Below are 13315 nucleotides of genomic sequence, written 5' to 3' on the forward strand. Positions count from 1 at the left end.
TCCTTGCTAATTAACTGTGCTCGATTACTCGCGGCAGGTCTTCATCGCTGCGCAGCGTCAATACTTCAACGCCGTTGTCGGTAACCAGTAGGGTATGCTCCCACTGCGCCGAAAGGCTGCGGTCTTTAGTGATAACCGTCCATTCGTCCTTAAGCAACTTACACTGGCGTTTACCGGCGTTAACCATGGGCTCGATGGTTAAACACATGCCCGCTTTCAAGGTTTCACCTGTGCCCGGACGGCCATAGTGCATCACCTGCGGCTCTTCGTGGAATTCTTTGCCGATACCGTGGCCGCAGTATTCACGTACGATCGAGTAGCTAAAGCCTTCGGCAAACTTTTGGATAGCGGCGCCGATGTCGCCCAAACGCACGCCAGGCTTGACCATTTTAATGGCCAAATAGAGGCTTTCTTGAGTCACTTCGCACAGGCGTTTGCCTTGAATCGTCGGCTGGCCGACATGGAACATTTTTGAGGTGTCGCCGTGATAACCGTCTTTGATCACGGTCACATCGATATTGATAATATCGCCTTCTTTAAGCGGCTTGTCATTAGGGATACCGTGACAAATAACATGGTTCACCGAGGTACAGATGGACTTAGGGAAGCCGTGGTAGTTCAGTGGCGCCGGAATCGCATCTTGCTCATTAACGATGTAATTGTGACAAATGGTGTTGAGCTCATCAGTGGTCACCCCAGGTTTTACATACGGGCCGATCATTTCCAGCACCTCTGCGGCCAAACGGCCAGCGACGCGCATTTTTTCGATTTCTTCCGGGGTTTTGATCACTGCAGTCATTGATGCTCCAATTCGGTTTTTTAAGATGTTTGCTGCGCACAAATAGTGCACAAAAATTTGAGTCTTGGTTGCTAATATGGTATAAAGCGCGCCGTCTTTTTACAAATAAAATCACCGCCGGTAAAAATCATCTTACTGCGAGTGGTTTGTCTGTAACGAAGACATAACCATTTAATATTAACACACACACATATCGACACATACACTTGGGTGCACTGAGAAATTATTTCAAGGTGTTGGTGCTATGGGATATGTGGAGGCTTAACCCTAAATTATATAGAGGAAAATACAATGGCAAACGTTTCAATGCGCGACATGCTTAAGGCGGGTGTACACTTCGGTCACCAAGCTCGTTACTGGAACCCTAAGATGAAGCCGTTCATCTTCGGTGCGCGTAACAAGGTTCATATCATCAACCTTGAGCAGACTGTACCTATGTTCAACGATGCACTTAACTTCTTACAGAACGCTGCATCTAACAAAGGTAAAGTACTTTTCGTTGGTACTAAGCGCGCTGCAAGCGAAGCAGTAAAAGAAGCGGCAGTTAAATGTGACCAGTTCTACGTAAACCACCGTTGGTTAGGTGGTATGCTTACTAACTGGAAAACTGTTCGCCAGTCAATCAAGCGTCTTAAAGATCTTGAAACTCAAAGCCAAGACGGTACGTTTGAGAAGCTAACTAAGAAAGAAGCGCTAATGCTTACTCGTGAAATGGCTAAGCTTGAAAAGAGCCTTGGCGGTATCAAAGATATGGGCGGTCTTCCAGACGCACTATTCGTTATCGATGCTGATCACGAGCACATTGCTATCAAAGAAGCGAACAACCTGGGCATTCCAGTAGTATCTATCGTTGATACTAACTCTAACCCAGACGGCGTTGACTACATCGTTCCTGGTAACGACGACGCGATCCGTGCTATCCAGCTTTACACTAACGCAGTTGCTGCTGCCGTTACTGAAGGCCGTGAAAGCAACATCGCCGTTCAAGCTGAAAAAGACGATTTCGTAGCCGCTGAGTAATCGCGACTCGCTTGTCATCAAGTCTTCATCCTAAAGCGGTGAAGACTTGATATTCTTAATTCAAAGTGACGTTTGGTCACTTGCTCTAAACATTGATTTGAGGAAACTCCCATGGCTGTAACTGCTGCCCTAGTTAAAGAATTACGCGAGCGCACTGGCGCTGGCATGATGGATTGTAAAAAAGCACTAACTGAAACTAACGGTGACATCGATCTAGCGATCGAAAACATGCGTAAGAGCGGTGCTGCTAAAGCTGCTAAAAAAGCGGGTAACATCGCTGCCGAAGGTACAATCCTTATCAAAGAAGGTAACGGCTTCGCTGCGCTTCTTGAAGTTAACTGTCAGACTGACTTCGTTGCTAAAGATGCAAACTTCCTAGGTTTTGCTAACCAGGTACTTGATGCTGCTGTTGAGTCAAAAGCAGACATCGAAGCGCTTCAAGCTCAGTTCGAAGAAACACGTGTTGCTCTAGTTGCTAAAATCGGTGAAAACATCAACGTTCGTCGCGTTGAGTACATCGAAGGTGACAAGCTAGCTTCTTACCGTCACGGCGACCGTATCGGTGTAGTTGTAGTTGGTGAAGCCGACGAAGAAACTTTGAAGCACGTTGCTATGCACGTTGCTGCGTCTAAGCCTGAGTTCGTAAACCCAGAAGACGTACCTGCTGATGTTGTTGAAAAAGAAAAAGCAGTTCAAGTAGAAATCGCAATGAACGAAGGCAAGCCAGCTGAAATCGCTGAGAAGATGGTTGTTGGCCGCATGAAGAAGTTCACTGGTGAGATCTCACTTACTGGTCAAGCTTTCATCATGGAACCTAAGCAAACTGTTGGCGAAATGCTTAAAGAGCGTGGCGCGTCAGTGTCAGCGTTCGTTCGCCTAGAAGTTGGTGAAGGTATCGAGAAGAAAGAAGAAGATTTCGCTGCTGAAGTAGCTGCTCAAGTAGCTGCTGCTAAAGGCGAGTAATCCTTTACGCTTTATTAAAGCATGTTGGTGCGACCTAGCTATCAGCCCCGTATGTCCTTGTCATTAGCAAGGAAAGCGGCGGCCCGAAGTGAGCAAAAGCCATGATTTGCTTTTGCGTCGACCAACAAAATTAATTAGAATAACCGCGCTCTTATGTACCCACATAGGCGCGGTTATTTTTTATCTACAATTCGTTATTGGCCGGGAAAATATGAATATTAGTCGCAAACCTATTTTTAGACGTGTTCTACTTAAACTAAGTGGTGAAGCTTTAATGGGAGATGAGGGCTTCGGCATCGATCCTAAAGTACTCGATCGCATGGCTCAGGAAATTAAAGAGCTCGTAGAACTCGACGTAGAAGTGGGTTTAGTTATCGGTGGCGGTAACTTCTTACGTGGTGGCTCCTTGGCCGAAGCGGGCATGAACCGCGTAGTAGGCGACCACATGGGTATGCTGGCAACCGTAATGAATGGCCTAGCCATGCGTGATGCGTTGCACCGCGCCTTTGTGAATGCGCGTTTAATGTCAGCCATTCCGCTAAACGGCGTGTGTGACGCATACAACTGGGCCGAGGCGATCAGTTTATTGAAGTCGGGCCGCGTGGTGATCTTCTCTGCCGGTACCGGTAACCCGTTCTTTACGACCGACTCAGCGGCCTGTTTACGCGGCATCGAAATTGAAGCTGACACCGTGATTAAAGCCACGAAAGTGGATGGTGTGTTCAGTGATGACCCAGTGAAAAACCCTGAAGCCACTCTTTATCGTCATCTTGCCTATAATGAAGTAATTGAAAAAGAACTGAAAGTAATGGACTTAGCCGCCTTTACCTTGGCGCGCGACCATAAAATGCCAATCAGTGTCTTCAATATGAATAAACCTGGTGCGCTTAAGCGCGTGATCATGGGTGAAGAAGAGGGAACCTTGATTTCTTCTGAAGCCTCGAGTGAGACAAAATAAGTAGGATACTAGCGTGATAAACGACATTCAAAAAAGTGCGCAAGAGCGCATGCAAAAAAGTGTAGCCGCACTTGGCAGCCAACTATCTAAAATCCGTACTGGCCGTGCCCACCCAGCATTGCTAGACGGCATCACCGTTTCTTATTACGGTGCCGATACACCGCTGAACCAAGTAGCGAACGTAACCATCGAAGACTCGCGTACCCTGGCTATCAGCGTATTCGATAAGTCTTTGGCGCAAGCGGTTGAAAAGGCGATCATGACGTCTGATCTGGGTCTAAACCCAGCATCAGCGGGCACAGTAATTCGTGTTCCTCTTCCGCCACTAACGGAAGAGCGTCGTAAGGACTTAATCAAGATCGTACGTGGTGAAGTAGAAAGCGGCCGTGTAGCGGTACGTAACATTCGCCGTGACGCGAACAGCGATATCAAAGCACTATTAAAAGATAAAGATATCTCTGAGGACGAAGCACGCCAAGGCGAAGATGAGATCCAAAAGCTAACAGATAAGTACATCAAAGAAATGGACGCACAACTAAGCGCCAAAGAAGAAGAGTTGATGGAAATCTAAACGCTCTAAATTTGAGCAATTTGCTCATAAATTGCCATTAGGTTTGTAACGCCGTCTAGGGTATACTAGGCGGCGTTTTTTTGTGGATAATTTGAGTTACATGGCTTTAGACGCAGAACAAATTTCGCAGCAATTATTGCCCAAACATGTGGCAATTATCATGGATGGTAATGGTCGTTGGGCGCAGGCTCAGGGTCACCCACGGGTGTACGGTCATAAGAAAGGGGTTGATGCGGTTAGAGAAGCAGTGAAATTTTGCTCTAAGCTGGGCATCGAGTCGTTAACCTTATTTGCCTTTAGCAGTGAGAACTGGCGACGCCCGGAAGAAGAGGTCACTACGTTGATGGAACTGTTTTTAATGGTTCTTGGCCGCGAGGTGAAAAAGCTGCATAAAAATAACGTTAAATTATCCATCATTGGCGACCTGGGTCGCTTTTCCGAAAAGCTACAAGAGAAGATAGCTGCAGCACAAGCGCTTACAGCCCAAAATACCGGGCTGCGGCTGAATATTGCCGCAAATTATGGTGGTCGTTGGGATATCGCCCAGGCCGCTAAAGAGTTAGCGCTTAAGGTATCGGCAGGTGAATTAACAGCGGATGACATTGACGAGCACTCGCTGGCAAAGCATATTAGTCTAAATGAACAAAGTGAACTGGATTTATTGATACGCACAGGTGGAGACCTGCGCATCAGTAATTTCCTGCTTTGGCAGGCAGCATATGCTGAGCTTTATTTTACGCCTACGCTATGGCCCGACTTTAACGAGTCGGTCTTTGCAGAGGCCATTGCCTGCTACGTATCGAGAGAACGTCGGTTCGGATGTACCGGTGAACAAATAAAACAATTACTCTCACACGCTCAGCCCTAAGTTGAAGGTATAAGACTTGCTTAAACAACGAATTATCACGTCACTGGTGCTGGCGCCACTGGCCCTTGCATTAGTGTTTTTAGCCCCCCTAGATTGGTTTAGTTACTGTGCCGGCGGCATCGTATTATTGGGCGCCTACGAATGGTCGGCGTTAATGGGTATTTGTAATCGCGCCAAAAGGCTCATTTATGTGGCGTTAGTCGCGGTATTGGTGGCGTTAATGCAGTGGCATTGGCCGATCACCGCGCTGTGGCAGCAGGGTCAAATGCTGCCGGATATCAATTATGTCTTCACCCTGGCCCTGGCCTGGTGGATTGTGGCCACCATATTGGTGGTACGTTACCCTAAATTCAGCGATGCCTGGTCACAGGGCTATTTAATGCGCGGTATTTCCGGGGTATTGACCCTGGCACCATTGTGGCTGGCGCTCTGTGTACTGCGCAGCGCAAACTACGATGAGTCGAGCCAGTTTGGCTCCTATTTGATTTTGGCGGTATTAGGCATTGTCTGGTGTGCCGATATCGGCGCCTATTTCAGCGGTAAAAACTTTGGTAAGCATAAATTGATGCCCAAGGTGAGCCCGAATAAAACCATCGAAGGTTTTGTTGGGGGCCTGCTAAGCGCCGCGATTTTTGTCTTGGCATTTTGTTATTTTAAAGGGGTAGAGCCTGGCATGTGGGCACCCTATGCCCTGATGGCTGTGATAGTCGCGGCATTCTCTGCGGTCGGCGATTTGTTGGAAAGCATGTTTAAACGTCAGGCCGGCATGAAGGACAGTGGTAAGTGTTTGCCCGGTCATGGCGGTATTCTGGACCGTATCGACAGCCTCACTGCTGCAGCGCCTATCTTCGTGGTGTTCTACGCCTGGACCATGACCCTATGAGTAGCAAAAGAGTCACCATTTTAGGCTCTACCGGCTCCATCGGCCAAAGCACCCTGGACGTGATTGCGCGCAATCCTGAGCAATACTCGGTCTTTGCTCTGGTCGCCGGACGCAATCTAGAGCAAATGGTGAGCGACTGTGTCCGGCATAGGCCGCGATTTGCGACCCTGTCTTGCCCCGATGCCAACAGGCAACTGGGCGAGCGTCTTAGTTCACTGGGTATCGCTACCCAGGTCGTGGACTATGAGCAGGATATGACCATGCTCTGTCAGCACAGCGATGTCGATATGGTGATGTCTGCCATTGTCGGGGCCGCCGGGCTTATTCCTACCTTGTACGCCATCGAAGCGGCCAAGGTGGTGATGCTGGCGAACAAAGAGTCCCTGGTGATGTCGGGGCAATTATTTATGGACAAGGTACGTCACCACGGCGCTACTTTGTTGCCTATCGACAGCGAACACAACGCCATCTTCCAATGCATGCCCGAGGCCATTCAGGGTCATCATGATGCTACCTTGGTTAGCCATGGCGTTAGTAAAATTTTACTGACCGGCTCTGGCGGCCCATTTCGCGAACGAGCCCTGGACACCTTCGCAGACATCACGGTTGCCGAAGCGGTCGCCCATCCCAATTGGTCCATGGGTCAGAAAATTTCTGTCGACTCGGCGACCATGATGAATAAGGGCCTGGAATTTATCGAAGCCAAATGGTTGTTTAATGCCAGCGCTGACGATATCGAGGTAGTGATCCATCCGCAGAGTATGATCCATTCCATGGTGCAATACTGCGACGGCTCGGTTTTGGCGCAAATGGGGCAGCCGGATATGCGCACGCCCATCGCCCATGCTTTGGCGTACCCACAGCGAATTGATGCCGGCGTGGCGCCGTTGGACTTCAGTGCCATGAAAGATTTTAGCTTCCATGCTCCGGATTTTAATCGCTACCCGAACCTGCGTCTTGCCATAGAGGCTTGTAAAGCGGGGCAGAGTGCGACCACCATAATTAACGCCGCCAACGAAGAGGCGGTGGCGGCATTTTTAGCCGGCCGGATTCGCTTTACCGACATCTATGCGGTAAATGCAGATACCCTGGCGGCTATGTCGACCCAATACGATGATTGTTTAGAGGGAATTTTGCGGTGCGACGGCGATGCAAGACGCGTTGCACAGCAGCAAATTAAGAGTAGGGCAAAATAATGTTCGAATTTCTGTGGCACCTAGGCTCCTTTATTGTAGCTTTGGGCATCTTAGTTACCGTGCATGAATACGGCCACTTTTGGGTGGCCCGCAAGGCAGGCGTCAAGGTGCTGCGTTTTTCCATTGGCTTTGGCAAACCCTTGTTGCGTTGGCACGATAAACTCGGCACCGAGTACGTGGTAGCGATGATCCCCCTTGGCGGCTATGTAAAAATGCTTGACGAGCGCGTCGATAAGGTTGCCGAGCATGAGCGTCACCTGTCTTTTAATGCCAAATCCGTGTATGCCCGTATTGCTATCGTCAGTGCCGGCCCCATCGCCAATTTTCTATTTGCCATTTTTGCCCTGAGTTTGATGTATGTCATCGGCGTGCAATCCGTTAAGCCTATTATTGGCGATGTTACTGTACAAAGCCGTGTTGAGGCCGCCGGTTTAAAAGCAGGCGATCAGCTGCTGGAAGTCGGTAGCCAGCAAACCCAAGACTGGCAGGAAGTAACCTTGGCATTGATGCAGCATCTGGGTGATGACAGCGTCAATGTTAAAATACAAACGCCTTCGGGTACCCAGAGTATCAAGGTGGTGGATCTCGAAGGCTGGAGCTTACAGCAGCGCGACCAATCGCCATTGGCGTCTATTGGTATAGTGCCGTTTCGTCCCGATGCGACCTTGACCCTGGCTATGGTGGCTCCCGATTCACCCGCACAGCGAGCCGGGTTACAAGAAGGGGATGTGCTGATCAGTGTCGAGGGTAAGCTGATTAAGTCCTGGTCTGCCTTGGTACAGCAGATTGAGCGCTCCGCCGAGCAGCCACTGCAATTTCATGTAATGCGTGGCAAAACAGGCATGGATGTAACCGTGACACCGGCCGACAAACCCACAGAAGATGGTTTTAGTCGCGGTTACCTTGGCGTGGTACCTGTGGTGGAGCCTTGGCCTGAAGATGCAATTGTGACCCGCAGTTACAATCCGGTCACGGCCATTGGCCTTGGCGTTGCCAAGACCTGGCAAATGATCAGTCTGAGCTTTGAAATGATTGCAAACCTGATCACCGGTCAGGTGTCGATTAAGAATATCAGTGGCCCCGTAGGCATTGCGGTTGGGGCAGGAACTAGCGTAAGCTACGGTTTCGTCGCGTTTTTAAGTTTTTTAGCACTGATCAGCGTGAGCCTTGGGGTATTTAATTTATTGCCTCTACCGGTACTCGACGGTGGCCACTTAATGTATTACATAATTGAACTTATTCGCAAAAAGCCAGTCTCTGAAAAGACACAAGAAATTGGTTTTCGCATCGGTGCAACGTTATTATTGGCGCTTACTGCGTTCGCGCTGTTAAACGATATTGCGCGATTGTAACCCGAGGTTACCGCCGGCTTGGCTATTTTATGGGTAAAAACCGAGCCGGATGGACAAAGAAACTGCTGTGTAAGCCAAACAGCAATGATAAGATGGTTGTATTAGACGCAGCCGATGGCCCAAACCAAAACAGCCGTGCGCAAAACGAACTCTAACTAGTGCGTTTGGGTGAAGACACTGTAGTAAAGGACAAAGATAATAAAATGGCTATAAAAAAACATTTGGCAGTAACGAGTTTATTAGGGGCCAGTTTCGCCGCCCTGGGCCAAGAATCCTTTATCGTAGAAGATTTAAAAGTTGAAGGTCTGCAACGAGTTGCTTTAGGCGCCGCGCTGACCCATATCCCGATTAACGTGGGTGACCAAATTGATACCTATACGGTGTCAAAAACCATTAAAGCCCTCTATAAATCAGGCCATTTCGATGATATCGAAGTGTACCGCGATGGCGATAAAATTGTCTTTAAGGTTACCGAGCGACCCACCATCAGCTCCATTGAGTTTGACGGCAACAAAGACATCAAAGACGAGCAGCTGACCGAAAGTCTTAACCAGCAAGATATCCGTACCGGTGAGCCACTCGATCGTACCGTGCTCGATAGCGTTGAAAAGGGGCTGATCGAATTCTTTCACAGTATCGGTAAATACAACGCCAAGATAGATATTGAAATCACCCGCCTGCCACGTAACCGGGTACGCCTTAAGCTTAACTTTGATGAGGGCGATGCCGCCTCTATTCGCCAAATTAACATCGTTGGTAACGAGCTCTTCCCGGACGATGAGTTGCTTAACCTGGTGGAGTCACAACAGGACTTGCCTTGGTGGCGCTTTATGTCGTCGGACCGTTACCAAAAGCAAACCATTGAGGGCGATTTAGAAAAAATTCGCAGTTATTACCTCGACCGTGGTTATCTACGCTTTAATATCGACTCGACTCAGGTATCGGTTAGTCCCGAGCGTGAGTCCGTGTATGTGACCGCTAACATCACCGAAGGCGAGAAGTACATGGTCAAGGGGTTTGACTTTATCGGTGACCTACTTGGTCGGGAAGAGCTGATCCGCAGCGTTCTCCCGCTTAAGGCTGGTGAGCTTTATAATGGCTCAGTGGTAACTTCGTCGGAAGAGTTTATTAAGAGTTACCTGGCGCGCTTTGGCTACGCCAATGCCGTGGTACGCACCATTCCGGAAATCGATGACGAAACCAAAGAAGTGCAATTAGTGTTGTCAGTTGACCCGGGCAAGCGCGTTTATGTACGTCGTATTGATATTTCTGGTAACCAAAGTACCGCCGATGAAGTTATTCGTCGTGAGATGACTCAGCTTGAAGGCGCTTGGTTGTCAAACCAAAACCTTGAGCGCTCAAAATTGCAGATTCAACGCTTGCCTTACATGGAAAATGTCGAATTTGAGGTGAACCCGGTGCCCGGTGTGGACGATGAAGTCGATGTGGGCTTTACCGTTAAAGAGCAGTCCGCCGGTAGCTTTACCGCCGGTTTGGCCTATGGTTCTTACTATGGTCTGCAGTTTAACATTGGCGTGAGTGAGTCAAACTTCCTCGGTTCCGGTAATCAGGTGGCATTTAATATCAACACCTCGCGTGGTTCTGAAAGCGTCAGCCTGTCTTATACCGACCCTTATTTCACCCCGGATGGAGTGTCGCAAGGCTCGAGTATTTTCTATCGTAACTATGATGCCAGCGAGTTCAGTCTGATCGACTATAAATCGAAGAGCTATGGTATTGGCACTAATATCGGCTTCCCGATAAACGCCGTAAACCGTTTGAACTTCGGTGTGCGTTGGATTGAAGAAGAATTATCTGATTTGGCCGAATACGAGCAAACGCGCGTGCTGCGTGAAACATTCCTGGATCCGGAAAATCCGGATGCTGGCTTTGATTTCACCAAGTACGAGCTAACTGCAGGTTGGTCTCGTGTCACGGTTAACCGTGGTATGTTCCCAACAGCGGGTTCGCGTCAGTCGCTAAACCTGTCGGCGACCACACCAAACTCGGATCTAACCTACTTTAAGATCAACTATGATTCGCGTTATTACTGGCCGGTGAGCGACGATCATCGTTGGGTGTTCTCGGCACGTGCAGCGCTGGGTTATGGTAATGGTTATGGCGAAACCAATGGCTATGATCAGGTTCTACCGGTGCAGGAATTCTTCCGTATTACCGAGCAAGAATTACGTGGCTTCGACCGTAACACCATCTTGCCACAGGCGGTAATACGTTCTCCACAGAATATCCCGGGTACAACCTTGCCGGACGGTACACCGACAGGCAATATAGGCGGTGCCGAGGAATTCGATACCTTACGACTTGCCGGCCGTATCGGTGGTAACGCCAAGGCGGTAGCGGGTGTAGAAATGATAGTTCCAACGCCGTTTTTAGATGAAGAGAACAGCAGTTCTGTTCGTACCAGTTTCTTTGTCGATGCGGCCAACGTATGGGACACAGAGTTTAACGTTGACCGTTATCAAAACCTTCAGCCCGATGAGCGGGCGCGCTTGGATGATTATTCCGATCCAGCTCGTTTCAGGGTTTCAACTGGTCTTTCAATCCAGTGGATCTCGCCCATGGGGCCCATGCTAATTAGTTTTGCTTATCCGTTGCAAGAAGAAGAAGATGATAAGACCAAGACATTTAGCTTTAACATTAGTAACACTTTCTAAGGAGCTTTCTGTGAAAAAACTATTCAAAAACACAGCACTAGTAGTATTAGCCGCGCTAACCATGGGTACTTCGGTACAGGCTTTGGCGCACAAGGTTGGCATCGTTGATATGCAAACTATCTACTCTCAGGTGCCGCAAACTATGGCCATCGAAAACACACTGAAAAGTGAGTTTTCCGAGCGTCGCCAAGAACTAGAAAAGCTTCAGGGCGACATCCGCTTTGAAATGGAAAAGTTCCAGCGTGAAGCACCAACCATGAGCGAAGATCAGAAAAAGGCGCTTGGCGATAAGATTAACGGCATGCAAAAGCAGCTTGCTGAAAAAGGTCGTCCGCTAGAGCAAGAAATCAAGCAACGTCAAAACCAAGAGCTGGCCAAGCTACAAAAAACCATCATTACCGCCATTGAAGAAATCGCCAAAGACGGTGACTATGACGAAGTGAAGGTTAAAGACGGCACTATTTACTTCAACCCTAAAGAAGTAACTGATCTGTCAGAAAAAGTGGTTGAGCGCGTAAGTAAGAAGTAATGATGGCAAAAAGCTTAGCTGACATCGCCCAACATTTAGGTGCCGAACTTATCGGTGACGGCACCCTTGAAATCGTTGGCATCCAGACGCTTGAAAAAGCAACTGCGGCGCATATTAGTTTTTTAGCAAATAAAAAATACCGCAGCCAACTGGCCGATACGCAGGCCGGTGCGGTGATCCTAAGTGCCGCCGACGCCGAGCACTTTGCCGGTAATAAACTGGTTTGCCAAGACCCCTATGTGGCTTATGCCAAGTTGGCGCAGTTGCTAGACAGCACGCCGGCTTCGGCCGTGGGGATTCACCCAAGCGCGGTGATTAGCCCTGATGCCAAGGTCAGTGCCAGTGCCAATATCGGTCCATTGGTGGTGATTGAAGCGGGGGCGGTGATTGGCGATCATGCGCAAATCGGCTCGCACTGTTTTATCGGTAAAGATGTGCAAATCGGTGCCCATACCAAGCTGTGGAATAATGTGACCGTGTACCACCAGGTGCAACTGGGTGAACACTGTTTGGTGCAGGCCAATACCGTGATAGGTGCAGACGGTTTTGGTTATGCCAATGAGCGTGGCCAATGGGTGAAGATCCCACAAATCGGCTCTGTTATAATTGGCAACCGCGTTGAGATTGGTGCCAGTACCACCATAGACCGTGGTGCTATCGACGATACCCTTATCCACGATAATGTGATCATCGATAATCAGTGTCAGATTGCCCACAATGTGGAAATTTGCGAAGGGACTGCCATTGCCGGTTGTACCGTGGTTGCGGGAAGTACCAAAATAGGTCGTTACTGCCAGATCGGCGGTCTTAGCGCCATCACAGGTCACGTGGAAATCTGCGACAAGGTGGTACTAACCGGTATGAATATGGTCACCAGCGGCATTAGCGAACCGGGTATTTACTCCTCGGGCTTGCCGCACAGTAAGAATAAAGAGTGGCGTCGTACCATAGCGCACCTGCGCAATATTGGTGACATGAACAAGCGTATCAAGGCCATCGAGGCCGAGCTTAAGTCACAAGAATAACTTTGTTTTAAGGAAAAGAAGTTGGCTAATCAGTTAAATAGCTTAGATATTCAAGAGATACTGAGTTTACTACCGCACCGTTACCCGATGCTGTTGGTGGATAAGGTGTTGGATTACACACCGGGTGAAAGCCTGCACGCAGTAAAAAACGTGACTATTAATGAGCCGATTTTTACCGGGCACTTTCCTGACCAGCCAATTTTCCCAGGCGTGATGATCCTAGAGGCTATGGCCCAGGCAACCGGCCTATTGGGTTTTAAAACCACAGAAAATCGTGGTGAGAACGAGCTATACTTGTTTGCAGCCATCGACAATGCGCGCTTTAAACAGCCGGTATTACCTGGCGACACCATGCACTTGCATGTGAAGTTCCTAAAAGAGCGTCGCAATATGTGGAAATTCTACGGTGAAGCAGTTGTCGACGATAAAGTCGTATGCAGCGCCGAACTAATGTGTGCAAGAAGAGAGTTTTAATC

13 protein-coding genes are annotated in these 13315 nt (G+C 48.8%); 12 read left to right on the plus strand and 1 reads right to left on the minus strand.

Annotation, left to right across the window (positions count from 1 at the left end; translation table 11 throughout):
• Positions 1–10 precede the first annotated feature (10 nt).
• Entirely contained in the window at positions 11–811 is an 801-nt protein-coding gene (gene map, locus C2M36_RS12440; RefSeq protein ID WP_267894662.1) for a type I methionyl aminopeptidase, read from the minus strand.
• Positions 812–1090: 279 nt separating this feature from the next.
• Between map and rpsB the strand changes: the two genes are divergently transcribed.
• The 12 genes from rpsB to fabZ all read left to right on the plus strand — a co-directional run bounded on the left by rpsB (position 1091) and on the right by fabZ (position 13313).
• Positions 1091–1819, plus strand: coding sequence for a 30S ribosomal protein S2 (gene rpsB / locus C2M36_RS12445; protein WP_105255158.1), 729 nt, complete (start codon positions 1091–1093; stop codon positions 1817–1819).
• A 111-nt stretch (positions 1820–1930) separates the two neighbouring features.
• Positions 1931–2782 (plus strand): translation elongation factor Ts, encoded by an 852-nt coding sequence (gene tsf / locus C2M36_RS12450; protein WP_105190805.1) that lies wholly within the window; start codon positions 1931–1933, stop codon positions 2780–2782.
• A gap of 211 nt (positions 2783–2993) precedes the next feature.
• Positions 2994–3740, plus strand: a complete 747-nt coding sequence (pyrH, locus tag C2M36_RS12455; RefSeq protein ID WP_105255159.1) for a UMP kinase — start codon at positions 2994–2996, stop codon at positions 3738–3740.
• Positions 3741–3753: 13 nt separating this feature from the next.
• Positions 3754–4311, plus strand: coding sequence for a ribosome recycling factor (gene frr, locus C2M36_RS12460; protein ID WP_105190803.1), 558 nt, complete (start codon positions 3754–3756; stop codon positions 4309–4311).
• 100 nt (positions 4312–4411) lie between these two features.
• On the plus strand, positions 4412–5179 hold the full coding sequence (gene uppS, locus C2M36_RS12465; protein ID WP_249319266.1) for a polyprenyl diphosphate synthase: 768 nt from the start codon (positions 4412–4414) through the stop codon (positions 5177–5179).
• 16 nt (positions 5180–5195) lie between these two features.
• Positions 5196–6062 (plus strand): phosphatidate cytidylyltransferase, encoded by an 867-nt coding sequence (locus tag C2M36_RS12470; protein ID WP_105255161.1) that lies wholly within the window; start codon positions 5196–5198, stop codon positions 6060–6062.
• Positions 6059–7258 (plus strand): 1-deoxy-D-xylulose-5-phosphate reductoisomerase, encoded by a 1200-nt coding sequence (gene ispC, locus C2M36_RS12475; RefSeq protein ID WP_105255162.1) that lies wholly within the window; start codon positions 6059–6061, stop codon positions 7256–7258. Before C2M36_RS12470 ends, ispC begins: the two co-directional genes overlap by 4 nt.
• Positions 7258–8610, plus strand: a complete 1353-nt coding sequence (rseP, locus tag C2M36_RS12480) for a sigma E protease regulator RseP (RefSeq protein ID WP_105255163.1) — start codon at positions 7258–7260, stop codon at positions 8608–8610. Before ispC ends, rseP begins: the two co-directional genes overlap by 1 nt.
• Positions 8611–8813: 203 nt before the next feature.
• The gene (gene bamA / locus C2M36_RS12485) at positions 8814–11285 is read left to right on the plus strand and encodes an outer membrane protein assembly factor BamA (protein WP_105255204.1); all 2472 of its coding nucleotides are present in this window, start codon (positions 8814–8816) and stop codon (positions 11283–11285) included.
• 10 nt (positions 11286–11295) lie between these two features.
• Complete coding sequence (locus tag C2M36_RS12490) at positions 11296–11814, plus strand: OmpH family outer membrane protein (RefSeq protein WP_105255164.1); 519 nt, start codon at positions 11296–11298, stop codon at positions 11812–11814.
• 2 nt (positions 11815–11816) lie between these two features.
• On the plus strand, positions 11817–12839 hold the full coding sequence (lpxD, locus tag C2M36_RS12495) for a UDP-3-O-(3-hydroxymyristoyl)glucosamine N-acyltransferase (protein WP_442792656.1): 1023 nt from the start codon (positions 11817–11819) through the stop codon (positions 12837–12839).
• Positions 12840–12860: 21 nt separating this feature from the next.
• The gene (gene fabZ / locus C2M36_RS12500; protein ID WP_105255166.1) at positions 12861–13313 is read left to right on the plus strand and encodes a 3-hydroxyacyl-ACP dehydratase FabZ; all 453 of its coding nucleotides are present in this window, start codon (positions 12861–12863) and stop codon (positions 13311–13313) included.
• Positions 13314–13315: the final 2 nt, after the last annotated feature.

The organism is Pseudoalteromonas sp. T1lg75, assembly GCF_002964705.1.
In the GTDB taxonomy this organism is placed as follows: Bacteria; Pseudomonadota; Gammaproteobacteria; order Enterobacterales; family Alteromonadaceae; genus Pseudoalteromonas.